This is a genomic window from Actinobacillus pleuropneumoniae, from assembly GCF_003290385.1.
Lineage (GTDB): Bacteria > Pseudomonadota > Gammaproteobacteria > Enterobacterales > Pasteurellaceae > Actinobacillus > Actinobacillus lignieresii.
The window spans coordinates 664,246-689,433 of the sequence record NZ_CP030753.1 but is presented as its reverse complement, the minus strand read 5'-3'; the positions used below and the strand labels follow the sequence as shown (position 1 = coordinate 689,433).

16 protein-coding genes are annotated in these 25,188 nt (G+C 43.2%); 6 read left to right on the top strand and 10 right to left on the bottom strand.

Going from position 1 to position 25,188, the window contains the following annotated elements; all coding sequences use genetic code 11:
- Positions 1-2: 2 nt before the first annotated feature.
- Genes DRF63_RS03195 through DRF63_RS03185 form a run of 3 tightly spaced genes read right to left on the bottom strand, consistent with a single transcriptional unit; the run spans position 3 to position 4,951 of the window.
- On the bottom strand, positions 3-3,122 hold the full coding sequence (locus DRF63_RS03195) for an efflux RND transporter permease subunit (protein ID WP_005596820.1): 3,120 nt from the start codon (positions 3,120-3,122) through the stop codon (positions 3-5).
- A gap of 12 nt (positions 3,123-3,134) precedes the next feature.
- Positions 3,135-4,340: an efflux RND transporter periplasmic adaptor subunit gene (locus DRF63_RS03190; protein WP_005596818.1), complete on the bottom strand. Its 1,206-nt coding sequence runs from the start codon at positions 4,338-4,340 to the stop codon at positions 3,135-3,137.
- Between the two features lie 32 nt (positions 4,341-4,372).
- A complete protein-coding gene (locus tag DRF63_RS03185; RefSeq protein ID WP_005618884.1) occupies positions 4,373-4,951 on the bottom strand; it encodes a TetR/AcrR family transcriptional regulator in 579 nt (192 codons plus the stop codon).
- Between the two features lie 209 nt (positions 4,952-5,160).
- On the opposite strand from DRF63_RS03185, the gene DRF63_RS03180 reads away from it, so the two are divergent.
- Both DRF63_RS03180 and DRF63_RS03175 read left to right on the top strand, forming a co-directional pair.
- Complete coding sequence (locus DRF63_RS03180; RefSeq protein WP_005596816.1) at positions 5,161-5,382, top strand: YejL family protein; 222 nt, start codon at positions 5,161-5,163, stop codon at positions 5,380-5,382.
- A 2-nt stretch (positions 5,383-5,384) separates the two neighbouring features.
- Positions 5,385-7,124 (top strand): DUF3413 domain-containing protein, encoded by a 1,740-nt coding sequence (locus DRF63_RS03175; protein WP_005596815.1) that lies wholly within the window; start codon positions 5,385-5,387, stop codon positions 7,122-7,124.
- Positions 7,125-7,175: 51 nt separating this feature from the next.
- Here the strand turns inward: DRF63_RS03175 and DRF63_RS03170 are convergent, their stop codons facing one another.
- The 5 genes from DRF63_RS03170 to parC all read right to left on the bottom strand — a co-directional run bounded on the left by DRF63_RS03170 (position 7,176) and on the right by parC (position 17,449).
- Positions 7,176-8,351: a sugar transporter gene (locus tag DRF63_RS03170; RefSeq protein ID WP_005596814.1), complete on the bottom strand. Its 1,176-nt coding sequence runs from the start codon at positions 8,349-8,351 to the stop codon at positions 7,176-7,178.
- Positions 8,352-8,427: 76 nt separating this feature from the next.
- Entirely contained in the window at positions 8,428-12,918 is a 4,491-nt protein-coding gene (mukB, locus tag DRF63_RS03165; protein WP_005596813.1) for a chromosome partition protein MukB, read from the bottom strand.
- 20 nt (positions 12,919-12,938) lie between these two features.
- Complete coding sequence (mukE, locus tag DRF63_RS03160) at positions 12,939-13,652, bottom strand: chromosome partition protein MukE (protein WP_005596811.1); 714 nt, start codon at positions 13,650-13,652, stop codon at positions 12,939-12,941.
- Positions 13,653-13,731: 79 nt separating this feature from the next.
- Positions 13,732-15,063, bottom strand: a complete 1,332-nt coding sequence (gene mukF, locus DRF63_RS03155; RefSeq protein ID WP_005596809.1) for a chromosome partition protein MukF — start codon at positions 15,061-15,063, stop codon at positions 13,732-13,734.
- Between the two features lie 139 nt (positions 15,064-15,202).
- Entirely contained in the window at positions 15,203-17,449 is a 2,247-nt protein-coding gene (gene parC, locus DRF63_RS03145; RefSeq protein ID WP_005596807.1) for a DNA topoisomerase IV subunit A, read from the bottom strand.
- 300 nt (positions 17,450-17,749) lie between these two features.
- Between parC and pnp the strand changes: the two genes are divergently transcribed.
- From pnp to tadA, 4 genes are all read left to right on the top strand, one after another.
- Positions 17,750-19,897, top strand: coding sequence for a polyribonucleotide nucleotidyltransferase (gene pnp / locus DRF63_RS03140; protein WP_005596805.1), 2,148 nt, complete (start codon positions 17,750-17,752; stop codon positions 19,895-19,897).
- A 60-nt stretch (positions 19,898-19,957) separates the two neighbouring features.
- Positions 19,958-20,899 (top strand): lipoprotein NlpI, encoded by a 942-nt coding sequence (gene nlpI, locus DRF63_RS03135; protein ID WP_012262861.1) that lies wholly within the window; start codon positions 19,958-19,960, stop codon positions 20,897-20,899.
- Positions 20,900-21,120: 221 nt separating this feature from the next.
- A complete protein-coding gene (locus DRF63_RS03130; protein ID WP_012262860.1) occupies positions 21,121-22,980 on the top strand; it encodes a DEAD/DEAH box helicase in 1,860 nt (619 codons plus the stop codon).
- An 82-nt stretch (positions 22,981-23,062) separates the two neighbouring features.
- The gene (gene tadA / locus DRF63_RS03125) at positions 23,063-23,587 is read left to right on the top strand and encodes a tRNA adenosine(34) deaminase TadA (RefSeq protein ID WP_043991790.1); all 525 of its coding nucleotides are present in this window, start codon (positions 23,063-23,065) and stop codon (positions 23,585-23,587) included.
- A 73-nt stretch (positions 23,588-23,660) separates the two neighbouring features.
- Here tadA and pdxT read toward each other — a convergent pair whose 3' ends face one another.
- Complete coding sequence (gene pdxT / locus DRF63_RS03120; RefSeq protein ID WP_005596797.1) at positions 23,661-24,236, bottom strand: pyridoxal 5'-phosphate synthase glutaminase subunit PdxT; 576 nt, start codon at positions 24,234-24,236, stop codon at positions 23,661-23,663.
- On the bottom strand, positions 24,236-25,123 hold the full coding sequence (pdxS, locus tag DRF63_RS03115) for a pyridoxal 5'-phosphate synthase lyase subunit PdxS (protein WP_005596795.1): 888 nt from the start codon (positions 25,121-25,123) through the stop codon (positions 24,236-24,238). The genes pdxT and pdxS overlap by 1 nt, the downstream gene beginning before the upstream one ends.
- Positions 25,124-25,188: the final 65 nt, after the last annotated feature.

Sequence of the window (25,188 nt, the reverse complement as noted above, 5' to 3'; positions counted from 1 at the left end):
GATTACATACCGGTATGCTCGATTTTTTCTACGGATGCTTTAGCATATTTTTCTTCGTCGAATTCACGAAGCGGTTTATGCTCTTGTCCTAAGAAGGTATAAATAACCGGTAGTACAAACAAGGTAAATAATGTCCCGATGCTTAAACCGGCAACAATCACCATCCCCATACTGAAACGAGCAATAGCCCCTGCACCCATTGCAAACAATAACGGGATCAAGCCGGCCACCATCGCCGCGGTCGTCATCATAATCGGGCGTAAACGAATAGTTGCCGAATGAACGATCGCATCAAAACGGGATAAGCCGTTATGTAACTGTTCTTCTTTCGCCACTTCGCACATTAAGATACCGTGCTTAGTAATCAAACCGACTAACGTTACTAAACCTACTTGCGAATAGATATTTAAAGTTGCACCGGCTATTCCGGCAATACCTAACACATTTAGTACGACTAAAGCGCCACTTAATGCAAGCGGTACCGAAACCAAAATTACCATCGGATCACGCCAAGATTCAAACTGAATCGCAAGAACAAGATAGATAATCACGACGGCTAAAGCAAATGTCATCGCCATTGCATTACCTTCTTGTACATATTGGCGCGCTTCGGATTTAAAGTCGTATTGATAACCTTGCGGTAAGCTGCGATCAAGCTCCGCTTTAGCCCAATTTACCGCATCACCGATTGAGCTGGATACCACACCGGAAATCGTTGCGGAATTTAACTGGTTCATACGAGGTAACGCCGCCGGTTCCGTTGATAATTCTAAAGAAACAAACGAACTTAACGGCACGGACTCGCCACTTGCGGTGGTTACATAGTAATTAACCAAATCCTGCGGATTTAATCGATCTTGACGAACCGCTTGCGACACAATCGGATAAGCACGAGAGTCGATATCAACACGCGTAATAATCGCGCCGGATAAATATGCTCCTAACGTACCGCTTACCTGTTGCATCGTTACGCCGTATGTCCCCATTTTCTCACGATCAAATTTCCATTTCATCGTGACCGTATCAAATTTCAAATCCAAACTTGAGAAGAAGAATTGACCCGATGCTTGCGCTTTTTTCAAGAAGTCGTTCGCGACATCGGCTAGCTTCACATAATTATCCGCCGTAGTAATTACCAATGAGAACGGTAAACCGTTTTCACCGGTTGAAATTTCCGGGAAGGAAATTGCGTTAATATCCATACCGACTACGTTTTTCGCAATTGCAGAAACGTCCGCCGAAATCGGTTTACGTTCACGCTCACGCTCGCTCCAGTCTTTTAATGAAATAATTGATAAGGCACTGTTTGCGCCGTTAAAACCGGAAACAGTCATCATCGATGCGACTTCCGGAATTTTCCCGACCTCTTCATTAAATTTTTCTGTTGCCGCTTGCGTATAATCTAAGTTGGTATTGGACGGGCCGTTACCGATACCGACCACGAATCCACGGTCTTCTGTCGGTGCAACCTCACTGGAAAGAGAAGTTAATAACGTCGGTAATACCGCAAAAATGCTCATTGCAAAGATAACCACTAACCAACGTACCGACATCACACCTCTTAACATATTGGTATAACAAGCGGTCATTTTATCTAGCATTGTATTGATACATTTTGAGAAACGACTTTCGTTTTCTTCATTATGCTCTTTTAATACTCGGCTGGACATCATCGGAGATAAGGTTAATGCCGCAATCCCTGAAATAAATACCGCACCGGCAAGCGTTAGTGCAAACTCTTTAAATAAAGAGCCGGTAACGCCTTCCATTAATGCCATCGGAGAATATACCGCAGCAAGTGTTATGGTCATTGAAATTACCGGTAAGGCGATTTCACGTGTACCGATGATCGCCGCATCAAACGGTGTTTTCCCTTCTTTTACGTGGCGTTCGACGTTTTCCAACACCACAATCGCATCGTCCACCACAAGCCCGATTGCCAACACTAACGCTAACAAGGTTAATAAGTTAATAGAGAATCCGAACATTTGCAGGAAGAATAACACCCCGATCAATGAAATCGGAATAGTAATAATCGGCACAATCATTGCGCGTAATGATCCTAAGAAAAGAATGATTACCGCTAATACGATAACTGTCGCCTCTCCGATAGTTTTAATTACCTCATTAATCGAGCTGTTAATTGCAACCGTTTTATCATACATAATTTGACCGTTCACTGACGACGGTAAATTTTTAGTGATAAGGTCAAATACCGGATAAATATCTTTTGCCACCGTAAGCGAGTTAGCCGTTGTTGCGGCACTAACCGCTAATACAACCGCTTCTTTACCGTCTGCGATAGCTCGGGAAGCGTCTTGATATTTATCCAATTCAACTTTTGCAATATCTTTAAGTTTAACGATACGACCGTCGGAAGTTGTCGAAATGGTTACGTTTTCCAGTTCTTCGACAGACGGCGTACTGGATTCCACTTTGTTCTTATAAACCGTGTAATAACCGTTCGCATTACCGGCAGCCGTATTTAAGTTATTCGCACTTAACGCCGATAATACCGCCGCACCGGAAAGGTTATTTCCCGCCATTTTGTCCGGGTCTAACCAAATACGTAAACCGAAGTTCGCCGCACCGAAAATATCTACGCTCGAAACGCCGTTTACCGTAAAGAATTGAGGTTTAACCACACGATTGATATAGTCGGTAATTTGCGGTGTAGAAAGTTCATCCGAAACGAAACGGATATACATTAACGCATCGTTCGAACCGGACGAAACGCTAATGGACGGATCGTCAATACCGCTCGGCAAATTTGCACGAATCGCATTTACCTTCGCAGAAATATCCGCGAGCGCCATTTGCGGATTGGTATTTAACTTCATCTTAATCGTTGTCGTGGAAGAACTAGGACCGCTTGATGAAGTAACATAGTCGATATTATCCGCCTGCGCTACCGCTTCTTCAATTTGAGAAGTTACCAATGCCTGCATAAGGCTTGCATCCGCACCCGAATAATTGACTTTTACCGTGACAATGGAAATCGTCATTTCGGGATATTCGCGTACTTGAAGTTTGTTAATAGATTGCAAACCTAAAATGGTAATTAGCAAACTAATACAAACGGCAAGTACCGGACGTTTAATAAAAATATCAGTAAATTTCATTGATTACCTCAATTAAAGTCTACTTTCTTTAGCAGGTTGAGTCACACCGACCGCTTCTTGATCAGAAACAATAACAAGTGCGTTATTGCTTAAACGTTGGAATCCGCCCGTTACAATTAAATCACCGGTTTTTACGCCTTTTGCCAATTGTGCATAAATACCGCTACGATCTAATGTTTTTACTTCCACCTGTTTTACACGATACATTTTTTCCACTTTTAATTTCGGATTTTGTTCCGCCATTTTGGTCGCTAATTGTTTATCCGCTTCGGAAAGCGGTTGTAAGACATAAAGGGTTTCGCCGTACATAGTATAAGTTACCGCTATTTGCGGTACGACGATTTGATCTTTTTCCGTCGGTAACGCAACGTTTAAGCGTGCGAACATTCCCGATAATAATTTGTTCTGATTTTCAGTAATTACCGCTTCCACATTGATTAACCCCGTCGTATGATCAACCGCCGGATCGATTGCAACGATACTCGCCGGGAAAGTTTGTCCCGGTAACGCATCGACCACCGCAGTCACTTTTTGTCCTACCACGATTTTCTCAACATCGGTTTGCGGTAAGGTAAAACGCACTTTCATCGAACTTTGATCTTCAACACGTACGATTTGCGTACCCGTCGTAATGTATTGTCCGACATTCACATTTACGATACCGGCAAGTCCGTTAAACGGCGCATAAACTTTACGACGAGCGATTGAAGCCTTTAAAGATTCAATATTTGCCAATAATTGATTATAAGCCGATTGCGCATTATCAAATTCCGCCTTAGACGCACTGTTTGATGCGATAAGATTGCGATAACGTTCGTAATTGGCTTTCACATTCGGTAATTGCGCTTGCGACGCGCGTAATGTCGCTTCTTCCACCGCACTATCGAATTCGACCAATAAATCGCCTTTATTCACACGTTGTCCCGAGCGCACATGAACTTTTGTTACCGTACCGGACGCCTCGGCACTTAACATCGCACCTTGATTCGGTCTGATATAACCTACCGCAGAAATACTCGGTGTCCATTCTTGTGTTGAAATCGTCATTGCCGTAATTTCACTCACGGTTTCCGGCATATTTGCCGCCGCTTCCGCCTTTTTACCTGCAATAAATTTTTGCATTCCCGCCACCCCGACAAAGGCAACGAGAACAACAACTAAGGTTATCGCAATCAAAAACTTTCTGCCTTTACCCGGCTTTTGGTTTTCCGTCGTCATAGTCTCTCCGTAAAATAAAATGAAAAACTTCCTTAGCAAGCAATCGCTTTCCAAGTCCGTAAGATAGTTTCCTCGAAAAATTCCGTTGATACGGGTTCTTGCTTGACTTGTTCCAAATAAGCAATATCCGTAGCCACCCCGATACTCATACAATAAAGTAGATCATTAGGAAGCGGTATAATTACACCTTGCTTTTTACCTTCTTCAACAAAACGATTCCAAATAAATTCGGAATCATTCATTATTCGGCATAAAATACTGTTAAAACCTAGCATCGCTTGGTATTGAGATAAATTTGCCGCAATGATGGGATTATCCGTAAGAAAGTGCCTTTTCCTATTCCAAATCTCACGATACTGATCAAAAAAAGAACTGTTCGGATTAAACTGAATATTCAGATAACGATAATATCGTTCATGTAATTGTTCCGCCAAACAATCCAGTAACTCGTCTTTCGTTTTGAAATAGAGATAAAGCGTGCCTGTTGCGATACCGGCTTCACTTGCGATTTTCCTCATCGATAAATTTTGCAAACCTTCCTTTGCAATGAGCAACTCCGCCGCTGATAAAATCTGGCGAGCCATATCATTCAGCCTCTCTTTTTTAGACATAAAATCTCCCATCCGCCACATAATGAACAAGCGTTCATTCTATATTTATTCATTTAAATAATCAAAGAAAAAATGCTTCGATATATAGTGACGAATAAGCCTTTTGCATTATAAATTCGCAAATTTATACAAAAATCTTACCGCTTGTTACTCTCACTCCATTAAATTTTATGTTAATATTATTAATATTTTTTTATGAAATTTTTACTATGGCAACTCAATCAAAATATCAAAGCAAACAATTCGATGCGTTATCCGGCGATTTAATCGCAATCCTTGAAAAACACAAAGCGCCGGTGGATCTGTCTTTAATGGCGTTAGGAAATATGGTCACGAATATTTTATTAGAAAACGTGCAAACCGGAGCTCAACGTCTTGCGCTTGCCGAAGCATTCTCAAACGCACTTAAAAATTCACTTAAAATCAAATAACAATGCTAAATCGATTACGCCGACTACTACCGTCAAATTCTCTCCAATACCGTGAAGAAACTTCGCAGCGTATTACTTGGGGACATTGGTTCGCACTTTTTAATGTGGTGTTGGCGTTATTGATTGCTTCTCGATATGCGTTTAATGCCGACTGGCCTAATACGCTTTCCGGTAAGCTCTACTTTTTCACCAGTTTATTCGGTCATTTCAGTTTTATTGTTTTTGCCGTTTATCTGTTACTACTCTTTCCTCTCAGTTTCTTAATTAAAAACGAACGGACTTTCCGCGGACTTTCCGTGATTTTAGCGACTATCGGACAAACCGTTTTATTGCTGGATACCGAGGTTTTTAAACAATTTTATCTGCACTTATCTCCGCTGGTGTGGGACTTGCTGGTAAACCCCGATCAGGGTGAACTGACTCGCCAATGGCAATTACTTTTTGTTCCTATGCCGCTTATTTTATTGGTGGAGATGCTTTATTCCCGTTGGTGTTGGCAAAAACTTCGCAGTTTTAACCGTCAAACATGGGGAAAATATGTCGCTTATTTTTTCGTTAGTTGCTTTACCGCAACCCATTTGGTTTATGCTTGGGCGGATATGACGCTTTATCGTCCGATTACCGCACAAAAAGCCAATTATCCGCTTTCTCATCCGATGACTGCTCGAACCTTTTTGCAAAAACACGGGTTGATCGATCAAGCCGAATTACAACAAGAAATCGAAGAAAGCGGTCGTTTAGACAGTTTTTATTTAAATTATCCGAAACATACCTTAATTTTCACTCAGAAACCGACGACTAATCTCTTATTCATTAATTTGTCCGGTTTGAATAACGATGCGATTACCGCCGAATATATGCCGACGCTAACCGAGATCAGCCGAAAATCTCATCGCTTTATGCAACATTATTCGAGCGGAGATTCTGCCGCCTCCGGCGTATTAGGTTTATTTTATAGTTTAAGCGGCAAATATCTGGATGCGGTATTAGGTAATAAAGAAACGTCGCCGTTGTTGCTTGCTTTCAGACAATCCGGTTATCAATTGGGACTATTTTCTCACAACGGATTTGCCGATCCGATTTACCACCAAGGCGTTTTTGCGGGAATTTTATTATCCGAATCTCAGAATAATTTAGATGCTATTGCACAATGGAAACAATGGGTTACTCAACGTTCATTAAACGAGCCGTTTTTTAGTTATTTAGATTTAGCGATGCCTAGTGCAAACGATTATGTTCAACAAACGAAATTACTTGATTGGCAACTCAATGAAATTTGGACTCAGCTGGAAACCCATGCCTTGCTAGCCAATACGTTAGTGATTCTTACGGCGGATCAAGCGCTTCCGTCCGATAAACAAAGTGAAAATAGTTTTGCCAAACAACATATCCAAGTACCGATGATGATGTATTGGCAGGGCGAAGGCAAACAGTATGATTTTCTGTCAAGCCACGTAGATATATTGCCTACGTTACTCAATCAATTCTTTAAAATCAAAAACCCTCTTAGCGATTATGCACAAGGGATTGATTTAACGACGCAAAATAAACGTTTATGGCTATTGGCATCAAATCATAAATGGGATGTAGCTATTATGCCGGACGGCGAGCAATATCACATTGATAAACGAGGACACTTTGAGAATTTTAATGCGCAAGGCGAAAAAGTAAAAAGTGAACGTCCGCCGCTTGCACTCTTCTTACATATGATCCAACAAAGTAATCAATTTGTTGAGAAATAAGCGGTAACTGAAAATGGGCTAACAAGCCCATTTTCTTTTTTTGTTCCTAAGTTATTTTGTTACACGATAACGTAAAGAAATAAATACAAACCATAAAATAGCAAAACCTGCCAATCCGCCGCCAACCCATCCGATATAAGGTAAGCCGATATACTGAATCACTTGGCTACCGATTAATGCGCCGCCACCGATACCGACATTATAAATCCCCGAATAAATTGCCGTTGCCACATCAGTTGCATCCGGTGCTAGCTCCAACACTTGCATTTGCAATGCGATACTCATGGCGGTAATACCAATTCCCCAAATAAACACAATGCCGAACATCGCCGCAATATGATTACTAAATGGTAATAGGCACATCTGCATTAGCATAATTAATGCCATATTGCTGATAATAAATTTCTTCGGTGCTTTCGGATATAAACGCCCGAATAAGAAACTTGCCGCCACACCGGCCAAGCCGAACACTAATAAAATTGCCGTGCCGGTTTGTTCACTCATTTGGCTGATATTCACCATAAACGGCTCAATATAACTATAGCCGGTAAAATGTCCGGAAATAACAACCGCTGTCAATAAGTAGATACCAACTAGCATCGGACGCTTAATTAAAATCGGCAAGCTGGCTAACGATCCCGAATTTTTGCTTGGTAAATGCGGTAGTAACTTCCACATAATCAACATAATACCCAACGCAATGATACCAATGAGAGCAAACGTTTCACGCCAACCGAACGCTTGCCCGATCATTCGCCCTAACGGCAGACCGAAAATCATCGCTAATGAACTGCCTAAGGCTAATAGTCCTAACGCTTGCTGTTTTTTATCTTTCGGTGCAACACGAATGACCAGTGAAGCTGTAATTGACCAGAAAATAGCATGGGTCAAAGCAATCCCCATTCGGGAAATCAACAACATGGTAAAGCTGGTGGCAAAATATGAGACGATATGTCCCACAATAAATATCGCAAACAACACTAGCAATAAACGCTTTCGTTCTACTTTTGCCGTCAGTAACATAAAAGGTAATGCCGCTAAAAAAACCACCCACGCATAAGCGGTAATCATTAATCCTGTCGTTGCCGTTTCCATCTCAAAGCTAACCGCAATATCCGATAACAGTGCTACGGGGATAAACTCCGTGGTATTAAAAATAAATGCGGACAGTGAAAACACAAACACTCGCAAAAACGAAAGTTTGCGATGTTCTTTTCTGGTAATCATTTTATTCTTCCTAAAAAATTAAGCGGTCAGATTTTGCAACTTTTTTGCAATTTCTGACCGCTTGTAAGTTCACGCTTTATTGTTGCCCAAACCCTTTCAATCCGACCACGTGTACATACTCTTGGTTATTGGTGATTTTACGCACCAACTTATAAGTCGTACCACGTTCCGGGCTGATATTTTCCGGTGCGGCAATCAATAACTGCATATCTAAACGTTTGCACAATTCAAACAAGGTATTGATTGAAGTTGCATCCAAACGTGCCGCTTCATCAAGGAATAATAAGCGGCTCGGTAGAATATCTTTCGCACGCATACGGCGAGATTCTTCTTCCCAGCTCTGTACTACCATTAATAAGATTGACATACCGGTACCGATCGCTTCACCGGTTGAAAGCGCACTACTTTCCGCACGCATCCAACCGTCTGCGCCACGGAAGGTTTCCACTTCAAGATCTAAATAGTTACGGTAATCCAATAACTCTTCACCGATCGTTTGTGGCGTACGTTGTCCCATCTCGATATGCGGATTCACACGTTTATACAACATTGCCAACGCTTCCGAGAAGCTGAGTTTTTGGCTATCGAATAAATCTTTATGCTCTTCTCTGCCATTGCTCAATGCGTTCAGTAAGATTGCGTGCGTATCACGAATATTCACCACCAAACGCACCCCTTTCACTTGACCGAAGGCAATATTTTGTAGCCCTTGGTTAAGCTGTAAGATACGGTTTTGCTCACGTTGAATCGTTTTACGCAAGATATTTGCCACCGATTCCGCACTAATTGCTAATTTTTTCTCACGGCTGGTTAATTCGTTGGTTAAACGAGATAACTCGATTTCCATTTGTTCAATCGCATCAATCGGATCATCGGTTTTAATAATATCCTGACGAATACGCTCGCGTAAGTGTTGATAAACCGCAATAAAGAACGCCACTTTATTTTCCGGCTTACGGCTGTCTTCCGAAGCACGTAAGCTGTCTCGGAGATATTCGTTATCCGCCACTGCAGTACGTAAAGCACCTAACGCCTTATCGGAAATCGAACGTAATTCTTCCGCCGATTGATAAGCTAACTCACGGCGATTCAAACGTTTTTCCACATCGCTGTTACGTGAAAGTTTAAGAACCAAACACCAGCTGACTTTCGCTTGCACCACTAACTCTCGTTGTGTGTGGTAATCACGTTCCGCTTTACGTAGCGTACGGGTTAAATTATCAATTTCCGCTTCAATCGTACCTAATTGTTTATCTAAATAACCTTTGCGTGAACGCTGTTGGCTTAAACGTTGTTGTAATTCGTCACGGCGTGATCTTGCTCGTTCTTCCGCACCGATATCACCACGTACGCCTAAGTCATCGATTTCACGAATCAATTCTTGCAACATCTGTGTTTTCGCATCACACGAACTGCGTAAACCGGTTAAAACTTGGTTGTATTGAGTAAATTGCGCTTGTGCTTGACGTAATTGATCACGCGCTTGCTCACGTTCACGTTGTGCGCTCTCTAAACGAGCTCGTAATTGCTCGGCTAATGCTGATCCTTCCGAACCAATCGCTTCTTCGTAGCTGAAATGCACTCGGCGTTGAATCACATCAGACAGTGCAAAAACTTTTTGTTGGACTTGTTTTTGTTCCGCTTTAGCTTGTTGGTAATCTTGCTCCAACTGCTCAAACTTCGCCGGATCGCTCTTCAAGCTCGCCGCAATCGGTTCTAATTGAGTTAAATAGTTACCGAATTGGCGAACGAACTGCTCATCTTCTTCCGCTTCATCTAATTGCGCACGACATTCTTCCGCACGATCTGCTAAGGTTTCGTCTTCTAACAAACTCACAAGCGGTAGAATTTTATTCAACATTTGCAATTTGGCTTTTGCCGAATCTAATTGGCTACGTAATTGCTGTTCACTACCTGCCGCTTGGTTAAGTTCACGTTCGATTTCAGTACGTTCCGCCGCAATTTCTTGCATTTGCTCTTCCGGATTCGGTTGGAAGGCTAAACTTAAATGCGTACCGACAAATTGGCTTAAATGCTGATGTAAACGCTGACATTTTTGCACGTCAAAGGCACGTTCCGCGTGTTGTTCGCTCACTTCATCACGTTCCGCTTTTAACGTTTCTAGATGTTTTTCACGTGCTGCACGTCCGAATAACGGCACTTCCGGGAACTTAGAATAACGCCATTGGCGATCAGATACTTTGACCACCACGCCTTCAGCCAATTCTTCTGCGGTAAATACCGCATCGTCAAATGCTGACGGGTCACCTTCGATCAAATAAAGATCGGTCGGACAATCGTCTAATTTTTCTAATTGTGACTTAACGCTTTCTAAATCACGTACCACGATAGCGTGACGAGCTTCACCGTAAAGTGCTGAGAAATACGGTGCATCATCAATCGATACATCATCATATAATTCAGAAAGCAGCACGCCGCCAAAACGCTCCGCTAATTGATTTAAGCGAACATCGTCCGAACCGTCCGGCTGACTTAAACGAGTAATCTGTGCGTCTAATGCGGCTTCTCGGCGAGCCAATTCATCACGGGCTAAGGTTGCTTCACGCTCTTTAGTCAGCATATTTTGCATAAACTGCATGACCGATTGGCTGGCTTCAAATTTTTCACCACATTGTTCTTCTAAACGCGCTAATGCGGATTGCGCCGTATGCCATGCCGGTGCGGTTTTCGCTAGTTGGTTATATTGCTGATTAAGCTGTTCACGTTGCTGACGCTGAGTCGAACGCACTTCAACAAATTCCGCTAATTCCGCTTCCACATCTTCAAGGCGAGCCTGTTGCTGTTCGAAGTAGCCTTCTAATTCTTCCGCTGTTTCAAATTGAGTTTGTGCTTTTTGATTAAATTCGGCTAATAAGCGTTCCGCATTTTGTTGTTGATGTAAACGTTGTTCTAAATCTGCAAGTTTCTGGCGTAAAGCGACCGCTTGTGTTGCCTGCATTTTTTGATCAGTAAACGCTGTTAGCAAACTTCTCGCTTCATCCCACGCCTCAGAGCGGTCAATTTCACCGGAAATTTTGCAAACCAATTCATAAGCTTTTTCGAACTGCGTTTTCGCCATATCTGAAACGGATAAACGTTGTTCCAGTTCGAAGACTTGATCGGTTAAATCGTCCGCCTGTGCGGCAAACTCCGCATGATAATCTTCTACATTATGGAGATCTAAATGCGGTAAGCCACAAAGTTGTTTCGCTTTTTCTAATGCAGCTATCGCCTGTTGATATTGCAACGCTCGTGTTTGCTGAGCATCTAACGCTTGCTGATAATCCGCCATTTGTGAGCGTAATTCTTCCACTTGATCATCGGCATCATCCGCTCTTGCTTGTGCAGTTTCTACTTGTTCGGAAACTTCTTCTAACGCAATTTGTTGCTCTTCTAGCTTTTCATTGAGTTCCGCCACTTCATCTTGATAACGCTCGATTTTTTCTTGGTGACGAAGCGCATTCATCACTAAATTTAAGTGATCGTTCGCCGAATTGTATTCCGCTTCTAAACTGCTTTCGTTTTCTGAAATATCCGCCACTTCACGGCTAAATTCAATTAAGCGTTGCTGTTCTAACTCAAGTTTAGATTTCGATTCATACCACGCTCGACGTTGCTCTAGTGCAATTTGTACGTTACCACGGCGCTCATTTGCATTGCGCATATAATCGGCAGATACGTAGTTGGTTGATTCGGTGATCAAATGTTTAAACATATCACGATCAGATTGCGTGACCTTAATCGCTTCTAACGTCATACGGTTTTCACGTAATGCCGATTCCATATCTTGGAACGCTTGGCGAACGCCGGTGTTTTCCGGTAATAAATAGTCACGTAACGATTTAGTAATCACGCTTGAAATACCACCGTAAAGCGACGCTTCGATTAATTTATAGAATTTGCTGCGATCCGCCGAAGAGCGTAAACGTTTAGGAATCACGCCTAAATCGAACATAAAGCTGTGATAATCGGTAATCGAGTGATATTGCTTGAATAGCACTTCCGAACCATCAAATTTGTCTTTTAAATCCGCTAACGGCAATACACGTGCTTTTTCGCCAACTTGTTCAGTCAGTATACTAATGATTGAATCACTCATCGGCACGTTTTGTAACGAGAACGAGCGAATATCCACTTTTTTGTCACGCCCCGCCACTTGTTGTAACCGCACACCGGTAATTACACGTTGTCCACGAGAGTTCAACGACTCTAATACTGCATAACACACACCGGCTTTTAATTTCCCGTATAAACCTTTATCACGAGAGCTTGAGGTTGAACCGGCTTCTGTCGTATTACGGAAGTTTAATAGAGTAAGATCGGGGATCAAAGCAGTTACAAAACCCGCCATTGTGGTGGATTTACCCGCACCGTTACCGCCCGAAAGCGTGGTCACCAACTCGTCTAAATCGAAGGTGCGCGCAAAAAAACCGTTCCAGTTAATTAACGTAAGCGAACGGAATTTACCACGGCTCACTGTATGTTGAGGATTGGCAAGCGGTGCGATTGGTGCAGAATTTTGCAACGCAGTGGTTTGATCTTCAAATAATTCGTTTGTATCTGTCATTTGCTTTATCTCGTTAGCCGTTATTCTGTTTCATCTTCTAGTTCGTCAGTTGCAGAATTTTCTGCAAATTCGACCGCTTGTTCCGCCAAAATTGCCGGTGTTGTCGCTTCACCGCCACGAATTAAGCGTAATTGCGCTTCTCGCGGATCATCGCCTACTCGGACATCCGCTCCGAAGCGGAACACGGATTCCGAGATCACAAATTTCTTACTGTTTTGCTCACCAATACGAGTAATGATACCGATACGTGCCAAACGGCGTAACGCACCACCAACTTTCTCGGCTAATTTTGCTTTATCTAAGTCAGAACCGGTCGAACGCGGATTCACCGCCTTGAGTAATTTGCTTTCATCAGCGAGATTCATCAGCTCTTCATATACATCATCTTGGCTGAAAATGCCTTGTTGTGCTAAACGCTCCGGACTGAGGTAAAGATAGCAAAGCACTTTACCCACTAACATTTCCATTTCCGACATTGCCGAACGAGCGATCAAGGTTGATGCTTTCGGGCGTAGGTAAAAAAAGCCTTCCGGCGCACGAATTAATTCCACGTGATAACGGCGGTAAAATCTTTCTAACTCGGCTTGGAAGTCCATTAAGAATGCGTGTTCGTCCAGCTGTTCCGTATTAATATGGCGACCGGCACGAAGTTGGCTGTCTAGCTCTGGGAAAATCGGGTTAGCAATTGCCACTGCCAATTTTGGAGAAATAACGTCTTGAATTTGCTCTGTCATATTTTACTCTCGTAGGGCAGGCATTTTGCCTACCATTAAACCTTTTGTCTTTCCAATGGTGGGGCTTTCCCCCACCCTACTATTTATTGTACTGGTCGATCACGTTCGCCTGAACTTCCGCACCATTATCATTAATTGCTTGCCACTCAGGATAAACCGCTTGGCTATCGAGGCTTGCCATACCGAGTTTTACCGCTTGATCTACAATAATTCGTGCCACATCAAAATGACGAGATTGCGGATAAAGTGCCAGTTGCTCTCGTAATACCGCACCGAGATCGATTGGTTTACCTTCCGCTCTAAACGGCGCTAAATGCGCTTGCATTACGCTGATAATTTGTTCTTGAACATCCGAAAGCGATTCATATTCCAACTCACTCGGTAATTCACCGACCGCTTCCGCCTCATTCAGCATCGTTTCATCGTCACGCAGATCTAATAGCGATTCCGCTTTGGCAGTATAAAGTAACCAAGGCGCATTGAAATAATCTTGAATAGATTGGCGTAAACGCTGACCGAACACACGGTTTTTATCCATATCAATCGCCGTACGGATAAATTTATGTACGTGACGGTCATAACCGATCCACAGGTCAATCGCTTGTTGCCCCCAGCTAATGATGCGGTCTAATTTGTTTTGCAGATTGACAATCAGTTGATCGACAAAATCCAAATCATCACGCCCGATCAAGCAGCTTTGAATACGCAGTAATTGTGCCTGTAACTTGTCACCTGCCGCATTAAGCGTATCTTGTAACTCACGTAAATTACCCGAGGTTTCATCCAGTAATTGTTCACAACTAAGAATCGCTTCATGCCAATTTTGACTTAACAGTTCGGCAATTCGCTCACGAATTTGATGTTGGTTTTCATCCATCATACGCTGAGAAAGATCGATACTATCAAAAATTTCCGCGACCGAATATTTAAGCGGTGCAAATACGTTATTACGCCAAAAACGCTCGTCACCGCCCTCTTCCGCCGCCGATGAAGCACGCTGAATCTCGTCCGCTACAATCGAAAGCTGAATGGATAAACGTAGGGTAGAAAACTCTCGCTGACGCACATAATAATCCGCCACACCGACACCTAACGGAGTGATACGATAAATGGCTAGACCTTCGGTAAATTCACTGGAGAAACGGTTAAGAAAACGCTGCTTAACTAAATCGTTAATCGCATTATTGGCACGTTGTGTAAGGGTGGCTTCCGATTGGTCGAATACTTCCGAAACATAACGAAAAAGATCAATAAGATCACTTTCTAAAAGCTCTCCGTCCGTTTGTTCGTTATTATAAATGGAAATCGCCAAGAGAAAGGCAAGGCGATCAGAAGATAACGAAAGTGAAAATTCTCGCTCTTTCGTCCAGTTGATCAGTTCGGGGATTGTCTGTGCCAATTCGTTTTGCATACAGCTTTGTCGTTTGTTGATGAAAAATGGCTTTTATTGTACAGGAATGTGAATCAAATAGGAACGAAATCAAAAAAAGAAGCGGTCAAATTCCGCAAAGTTTTTACGAAATTTGACCGCTTGTCTGATGAGAAAATAATTAGTCTACAATTTCCACTGTCGAAGTGGCACTTAGGCCTCGTACAAGTTGAGATCCTTTTCTTGCTCGTTCGCCACGGTAATTATCAATATCGCTCGGTTTAAGCGTGATTTTGCGTTTGCCGGAAACAAACACTAACGACTGTGTCGGTTTAACCAGTAATAAACGGGCAAGCAATTCATTACCTTCTTTTGCCGCCTGTGCGGAAATATTGATAATCTTATTCCCTTTACCTTTCGAAAGCTGTGGTAATTCGGTGATCGGGAATACTAACATTCGTCCGACACTACTCATTGCGACAAGCGAAAGTTCAGCTTCGTTATCAATTAATTGCGGCGGCAGCACTTTGGCATTTTCGGTTAAAGAAATGACCGCTTTACCCGCCTTATTGCGAGAAACCAAATCTTCGAAGCTACAAATAAAGCCATAGCCGGAATCCGACGCCATCAGGACTTTAGTGTCCGAGTTCGCCATTAACACTTGTTGCACGGTTGCCCCGTCCGGTAAAGTGATTTTACCGGTGAGCGGTTCGCCTTGAGAACGTGCCGATGGTAGCGAAGTCGGATCAAGCGCATAAGCTCGCCCGGTGCTATCTAGGAACACGACCGGCTGGTTACTTCTACCGTGAGCATGGGCAAGATAGCCGTCACCGGCACGATAACTTAAGCCTTGCACGTCAATATCATGCCCTTTGGCACAACGTACCCAGCCTTTTTCCGATAGAATCACCGTCACATCTTCGGTTGGGGTTAAATCACTTTCAGAAATCGCTTTCGCTTCGGCACGCTCAACAAGCGGTGAACGGCGCGGGCTGGCAAACGCTTTTGCATCCGCTTGAATTTCTTTTTTGATCAGCGTATTTAAACGGCGCTCCGAGCCAAGCGTTAATTGCAATTCATCACGCTCTTTTTCAAGCTGTGATTTTTCCTCCTGTAACTCGTGTTCTTCTAATTTTGCCAAATGACGTAAGCGTAAATTTAAAATCGCTTCTGATTGTGCTTCGCTCAAATTAAAGCGAGCCATTAATGCCGTTTTCGGCTCGTCTTCATTGCGGATAATTTCGATCACTTCATCAATATTGAGGAAGGCGATCATTAAGCCTTCTAAAATATGCAAGCGGTTTAAAATTTTATCTAAACGGTAATTTAAACGGCGCGTTACCGTAGTACGGCGGAATGTTAGCCATTCGGTTAAAATCGTTTGCAGATTTTTCACCGCCGGTTTGCCGTCTAGCCCGATCATATTCATATTGACTCGATAACTTTTCTCGAGGTCAGTCGTGGCAAACAAATGATCCATTAACGCTTCAAAATCAATACGATTTGAACGAGGCACAATCACGATGCGAATTGGATTTTCGTGATCCGATTCATCACGAATATCATCCACCATCGGCAATTTTTTATTCCGCATTTGCGTTGCGATTTGCTCAATGATTTTTGAAGGCGAAGCTTGATGCGGTAATGCCAAAATCACAATTTCTCCGTCTTCTTTTTTCCACACCGCACGCATTTTAATTGAGCCTTTGCCTTGCTCATACATTTTGGCAATATCGGCTTTAGGGGTAATGATTTCTGCCTCAGTCGGGTAATCCGGACCTTGCACCACCGTCATTAACTCGGCAAGACTTGCTTTCGGATTTTCCAATAACATCACGCTTGCTTCGGCTAATTCGTTGATATTATGCGGCGGAATATCGGTTGCCATACCGACCGCAATCCCCATCGTGCCGTTCAGCAAAATATGCGGTAAGCGTGCCGGTAAATATTTCGGCTCTTCAAGCGAGCCGTCAAAATTCGGCTGGTAATCAACCGTACCTTGCCCTAATTCTCCCAATAATACCTCTGCCATTTTTGACAGCTTTGATTCGGTATAACGCATTGCCGCAAAAGATTTCGGATCGTCAGGCGCACCCCAGTTCCCTTGTCCGTCAATCAATGGATAGCGGTAAGAAAACGGCTGTGCCATGAGCACCATTGCTTCATAACAAGCACTATCGCCGTGCGGGTGGAATTTACCTAACACGTCCCCGACGGTACGTGCGGATTTTTTGTATTTCGCCGAAGCATTTAAGCCTAATTCGGACATGGCATAAATAATACGGCGTTGTACCGGTTTTAACCCGTCACCGATAAACGGCAATGCACGATCCATAATGACGTACATCGAATAGTTTAAGTAAGCGTCTTCGGTAAAACGCTTAATCGGCATCTGTTCAACGCCTTCGTAATTGATTTCTATACTCATTTTTGCAAATAATTTAGTAAAAAAGACCGCTTATTTTCTATGATTTACGGATCGCTGTCCACCGTAAAAAGGTAAGCGGTCCGATTTTGTAAAAATCTTACAAGCTCTAAAATAATAGGCGATTTTCTATAAATCTTTAGGTATAATAGATTCGTTTTGTTTCTTGCTTTTAGAGAGGCGGCTATCAAAAATTTTCCGCTAATATAAAATGAAGAAAATAAGATTAATCAGAGAATTTTTGCTAGTCGCATTAAAAGAAATAAAACAATAAATAAAGTACAAATTAATAGGAATGTCAAAATGAATCCAATTGTTAAGCAATTTAAATACGGTCAGCATACCGTAACGTTAGAAACAGGTGCTATCGCACGTCAAGCAACGGCGGCCGTTATGGCAAGCATGGACGATACTACCGTATTCGTCACCGTTGTGGCTAAAAAAGAGGTTAAAGAAGGTCAAGATTTCTTCCCATTAACGGTAGATTATCAAGAGCGTACTTATGCAGCCGGTCGTATTCCCGGCGGTTTCTTCAAACGTGAAGGTCGTCCGTCTGAAGGCGAAACCTTAATCGCTCGCTTAATTGACCGCCCTGTGCGCCCGCTTTTCCCGGAAGGTTTCTTTAACGAAATTCAAGTGATTGCTACGGTTGTTTCGGTGAACCCGCAAATCAGTCCGGATTTAGTGGCGATGATCGGTGCTTCAGCGGCGCTTTCATTATCAGGCGTACCGTTCAACGGCCCTATCGGTGCGGCGCGTGTCGGTTTTATCAATGATCAATTCGTATTAAACCCGACCACTTCGGAACAAAAAATCAGCCGCTTAGACCTTGTAGTAGCAGGGACGGATAAAGCGGTATTAATGGTTGAATCGGAAGCGGATATTCTTTCTGAAGAACAAATGTTATCCGCAGTCGTATTCGGTCATCAGCAACAACAAGTTGTAATTGAAAATATTAAAGAATTCGTAAAAGAAGCGGGTAAACCGCGTTGGGATTGGGTTGCGCCGGAACCGAATACCGCATTAATCAACCAAGTTAAAGCGTTAGCGGAAGCGCGTATCGGCGATGCGTATCGTATTACAGAAAAACAAGCGCGTTACGAACAAATCGATGCAATTAAAGCGGATGTTATCGCACAATTAACCGCACAAGACGAAACCGTTTCTGAAGGTGCGATTATTGATATTATTACCGCATTAGAAAGTTCTATTGTTCGCGGTCGTATTATTGCCGGCGAACCGCGTATTGACGGTCGTACGGTAGATACGGTTCGTGCATTAGACATTTGCACCGGCGTATTACCTCGTACGCACGGTTCTGCAATCTTTACTCGCGGTGAAACACAAGCATTAGCGGTTGCAACCTTAGGTACTGAGCGCGATGCACAAATTGTTGACGAATTAACCGGCGAGAAATCAGACCGTTTCTTATTCCACTATAACTTCCCTCCGTACTCTGTCGGTGAAACCGGTCGTATCGGTTCGCCGAAACGTCGTGAAATCGGCCACGGTCGTTTAGCGAAACGCGGTGTATTAGCGGTAATGCCGACTGCTGAAGAATTCCCGTATGTAGTGCGCGTAGTATCTGAAATTACCGAATCAAACGGTTCTTCTTCAATGGCTTCCGTATGCGGCGCATCTTTAGCGTTAATGGACGCAGGCGTACCGATTAAAGCGGCGGTTGCGGGTATCGCAATGGGCTTAGTGAAAGAAGAAGAAAAATTTGTGGTGCTTTCAGACATCTTAGGTGACGAAGACCATTTAGGCGATATGGACTTCAAAGTAGCCGGTACGCGTGAAGGTGTAACCGCACTTCAAATGGATATTAAAATCGAAGGTATCACGCCTGAAATTATGCAAATCGCATTAAATCAAGCGAAAGGTGCGCGTATGCACATCTTAAGCGTGATGGAACAAGCGATTCCTGCACCTCGTGCCGATATTTCCGATTTTGCGCCTCGTATTCATACGATGAAGATCGATCCGAAGAAAATCAAAGACGTGATCGGTAAAGGCGGTGCGGTAATTCGCGCATTAACCGAAGAAACCGGTACTTCGATTGATATTGATGACGACGGTACCGTAAAAATCGCCGCAACCGATAATAATGCGGCGAAAGCGGTAATGGCTCGTATCGAAGATATCGTGGCTGAAGTTGAAGTGAACGCGATCTACAAAGGTAAAGTAACTCGCGTTGTGGACTTCGGTGCGTTCGTTTCTATCTTAGGTGGTAAAGAAGGTTTAGTACATATTTCGCAAATCACGAATGAGCGTGTCGAACGCGTTGCGGATTACTTATCCGTAGGTCAAGAAGTGACTGTGAAAGTAGTTGAAATCGATCGTCAAAACCGTATCCGTTTAACTATGAAAGATCTTAATAACGATACCTCTGTTGCCGAAAATGTAACTGAAGAAGCGGAAGTTTCGTCAGAACAACAAGCTGAGATTTAAAAATAAGATATCTACCTTCAATTCTTGAAGGTAGATATCTTCTCATAGGCGATTTACCTAATGTGTTTACTGATTTTTAAAGTGTTTCACCTTCGCTTCTTGATGCTTAATCTTTTGGCGTTGCTCTTTCTGACCGGTTGTATAAGCCGTCATTCGTCGGAAATGGTATCGTCCAACCGCTTAGCTTTAGCCGAACTAAACCCTCAATTGCGCTTTGAACAAGAAGTAATGGTCGTTCGTCTAACTCAAGTACTACAGGAAGCCAAATTAAATCCGGACGAACGTGCCGCACTACATTTCGAACGCGGCGTACTCTACGACAGTCTAGGATTATGGTCGCTTGCACGTTATGATTTTACACAGGCTATCGGCTTGAATCAGAAAATGGTTGCGGCTTACAATTATATGGGCTTATACCTATTACTTGAAGATGATTATGACAGCGCGATTGATGCCTTTAATGCGGTATTGGAATTAGATCCGAACTATAACTACACTTACCTTAATCGCGGATTGGCTTTTTATTATAGCGGCCGTTATTCCGAAGCTCAGCGTGATTTGTTACGTTTTTATGATGCGGAAAAACAAGATCCGTACCGAGCGTTATGGCTATATTTCAACGAATTGGAGTTAAAACCTACAGAAGCCAAAAACAACTTAATTAAGCGTGCCGAAACGCTTTCTCCCGAGTTCTGGGGCACAAATGTTGTACATTATTTCTTAGGGGACTTAACTCTGAGCGAACTTCGTGCTAGAATGGATGCAGAAGCCCAACCGAATACGGCTTCTTATGCAGAAATTCTGACCGAAACATATTTTTATTTAGCAAAACAAAAACTCAAATTAAATAAAACGGATGAAGCGATTACGCTTTTCCGTCTCTCTCTTGCAAATCAAGTGTTTAACTTTGTTGAGTATCGTTTTGCCCTATTTGAACTCTCGCAGCTACGTGGTAGTAGCAATGTTGCGGTTCAAGATGATCCCGTTGTTGGGAAAAATTAGGACGAATGAAGCGGTCTGGTTTTACAAATTTCTTGTAAAAACGGACCGCTTATACTCTTGGGACAATTTGTTAAAAGCATTTGATATTGCTTCTTTATTTCATTTTTTCTTTCCTAACTACTCAACAATTTCTATCAATTGATGATGGATATTGAAGAATAAATATCTTTACGGCTATTTATTCGGCATTATCTATCGTCCGTTATTATTTATGGTTTTTTATGACAACTGATTCTTTAACTTTCGCAGACCTTGGTCTTCCTCAATCTATTCTTGATGCTGTAAACGACATGGGGTTTGTGACGCCTTCTCCTATTCAACAAGAAACGATTCCTCATTTATTAGCCGGCCGTGACGTACTCGGTATGGCACAAACCGGTAGCGGTAAAACGGCGGCATTCTCTTTACCTTTATTAGCGCAAATCGATCCGACTAAACGTCATCCGCAAATGTTGGTGATGGCGCCGACCCGTGAACTCGCGATTCAAGTCGCGGATGCTTGCGAACAATTTACTAAAAATATGAAAGGCGTTAATGTGGTTACCGTTTACGGCGGTCAGCGTTACGACATTCAATTACGTGCTTTAAAACAAGGCTCACAAGTGGTGGTCGGTACGCCGGGGCGTATTCTTGACCATATTCGTCGCGGTACGTTAGACCTCTCTGCGCTACAATCCATCGTATTGGATGAAGCGGACGAAATGCTTCGTATGGGCTTTATTGACGACGTTGAAACCGTGATGGCGGAATTACCGGAAAATCACCAAACGGCGTTATTCTCCGCAACGATGCCGGAGCCGATTCGTCGTATTACTCGTCGCTTTATGCAAGATCCGCAAGAAGTCAAAATTCAAGCGACGCAACGTTCCGCACCGGATATTACCCAAAGTTATTGGTTAGTAAACGGCTTCCGTAAAAACGATGCGTTATTGCGTTTCTTAGAAGTGGAAGAATTTGATGCGGCAATCATCTTTACTCGTACCAAAACCGGCACGATTGATATTACCGAATTATGCGAGCGTAACGGCTATCGCACGGCGGCGTTAAACGGCGATATGACCCAACAAGCGCGTGAACAAACGTTAGATAAATTAAAATCGGGTCGTTTAGATATTTTAGTGGCGACCGACGTTGCCGCTCGCGGTATCGATATCGAACGCATCAGCCTTGTAGTAAACTTTGATATTCCGTTAGACGCAGAATCTTATGTTCACCGTATCGGTCGTACCGGTCGTGCAGGACGTTCAGGACGTGCCTTATTATTCGTCGAACCGCGTGAACGCCGTTTACTGCGTAACATCGAACACTTAATGAAAAAACCGATCGATGAAGTGGCTATTCCTAATCACGAAATTCTAATGGCAAAACGTCGCGAGAAATTCAAAGCGCGTGTTTCTAAACAATTAGAGCATCACGATTTAGAAAAATACCGCGAGTTGCTTGAAGATTTATTCACTGCCGACCAAGATCACGAAGAATTGGCGGCGGCAATGATGATGATGCTTCAAGAGAAACAAAAACTCATTCTTCCGCCGGATCCGGAAATTCGTGCGGCACGCGGCGAACGCGGTCGCAGAGATCGTGATGATCGTCGCGGCGGACGCGATGAACGCCGTGGCGGTCGTGAACACCGTGAGAATAACGGTGTAGCAATGGATTTATATCGTATCGAATTAGGCCGTGAAGACGGTGTGGAAGTGCGTCATATCGTTGGCGCTATCGCTAACGAAGGCGATATTAGCAGCCGCTATATCGGTCATATCAAATTACACGATACTTATTCTACGATTGAATTACCGCAGGGTATGCCGAATCATATCGTGCAACACTTTGCACAAAAAGCGCGCGTACTAAACAAACAAATGCAAATGTCTTTATTAGGCCCTGCCGGTGGTGTAAACAGCCAACCGTTTGAAGAACGTCGCGGCGGCGGTCGTCGTAATGATAGAAACGACCGCAATGATCGTCGTAGTGATCGCGGCGGACGTTCTGACCGTCGTGAAGGCGGCTTTAACGACCGTAAAAAAGGCGGTTTTAAAGAAAAACGTTTTAATGACAAAGGTCGTGGTCGTCGCGACTAATTGATCCCGTTAATAAATGCCCCGATTTTGGGGCATTTTGCTATTAGAACAAGCGGTTAGCTTTTTTCTCTTTTTTGCAATTATGTTTATCAAACCTCAAATCACGCAATGTTCTCTTACCATTTCGGAACAAGATATCCATTTTATGCGGTATGCGTTGGAATTAGCGGATCGTGCCGAAGCGATAGGTGAAATTCCGGTTGGTGCGGTATTGGTTGATCAAGAAGGCAACATTATCGGCGAAGGCTGGAATCAAGTGATTCAATTGTCCGATCCTAGTGCGCATGCGGAAATGCTTGCGATACGTCAAGCGGGCAAAGTACAACGCAATTATCGCTTATTAGACTGTACGCTTTATGCCACTTTAGAACCTTGTACAATGTGTGCCGGTGCGATTTTACATAGCCGCTTACGCCGTTTAGTGTTTGGCGCAAGCGATTATAAAACCGGAGCTATCGGCTCTAGATTTCATCTGTTTGAAGATTATAAAATGAATCACTTTCTTGAAATTCGAGGCGGTGTGTTAGCAGAAGAATGTAGCCAAAAAATCAGTCGATTTTTTCAACGCCGTCGTCAAGAACAAAAACGGCAGAAGCAAGCGGTCTAATTTCCTCGATTTTTTGCAAAATGCAATTCGATCTAAGGACACCTAAATGATGTCCTTAGATTTACGATAAAAACTACTCTTTTAGCTGTTGTAGAAACAATTCTACAACACGCGTATCCGATGTTAATTCCGGATGAAACGCACAAGCCAGTAAATTGCCTTGCTTGGCAAATACAACATTGCCCTGCCATTCCGCCAGCACTTCTACCTCACTGCCTATACGACTGATATAAGGTGCGCGAATAAAAACCGCCGGAAACGGATCAGCAAATCCTTTTATCATCAAGTCCGTTTGGAAACTATCAACCTGCCGACCGAAAGCGTTACGCTGAACTTGAATATTCATTTTGGCTAAATGAGGAGGCTCACCGCCTTCAAGCTTATTCGCTAACAGAATCAATCCGGCACAAGCACCTAATATCGGCTTATCAAATGATTTGAGTGCCTGAAATAAACCGCTTGAATGCATTAAGCGCCTCATTGCGGTACTTTCACCGCCGGGTAACACCAAAGCATCAACTTGCTGCAATTCGGATAACGACTTTACCGCTATGGCTTTTGCGCCCAAAGTTTCTATTTGAGCGATATGTTCCGAAACCGCCCCCTGTAATGACAATACGCCTATGGTATATTTTGTATAATCGTTCATTACCAACCACGCTCTTGCATACGATCTTGTACCGCTAATTCGCTGATTTCCAACCCTCTCATCGGTTCGCCTAAATCCGCCGAAAGACGAGCGATTAAGTCATAATCTTGATAATGAGTGGTAGCTTGTACAATCGCTTTTGCAAATTTCTCCGGATTTTCGGATTTAAAAATCCCCGATCCGACAAATACGCCGTCTGCGCCTAATTCCATCATTAATGCGGCATCCGCCGGTGTGGCAATTCCGCCCGCCGCAAAATTTACTACCGGTAATTTGCCTAACGTTTTAATTTGTAACAATAATTCAAACGGTGCGCCTAAGTATTTTGCTTCGGTCATCAGTTCGTCATGACTCATATTAATCACTTTGCGTAATTGCGCATTGACCTTGCGTAAATGGCGAACCGCTTCCACTACATTGCCCGTTCCCGGTTCGCCTTTAGTACGCAACATCGAAGCGCCTTCACCGATACGACGCAGTGCTTCGCCTAAATCTCGGCAACCGCACACAAAAGGCACGGTATAATCGCTTTTTAACAAATGAAACTCTTCATCCGCCGGCGTTAATACCTCACTTTCATCAATATAATCTACGCCCATTGCTTCCAGCACTCTCGCCTCAACGATATGTCCGATACGAGCCTTTGCCATTACCGGAATAGACACCGCTTCCATCACTTCACGCACAATAGTCGTATTCGCCATTCTTGCTACTCCGCCTGCGGCACGAATATCGGAAGGCACACGTTCTAATGCCATCACGGCAACCGCGCCGGCAGCCTCTGCAATGCGAGCTTGTTCCGCATTCACTACATCCATAATGACTCCGCCTTTTTGCATTTGAGCCATTCCACGTTTAACCGGATCAGAACCTAAAATTTTAGTCATATGAATTTCCTTTTTATTGATGTGAAAAACGATGGCTATTTTTATTTCAAACAGATATGATTAAA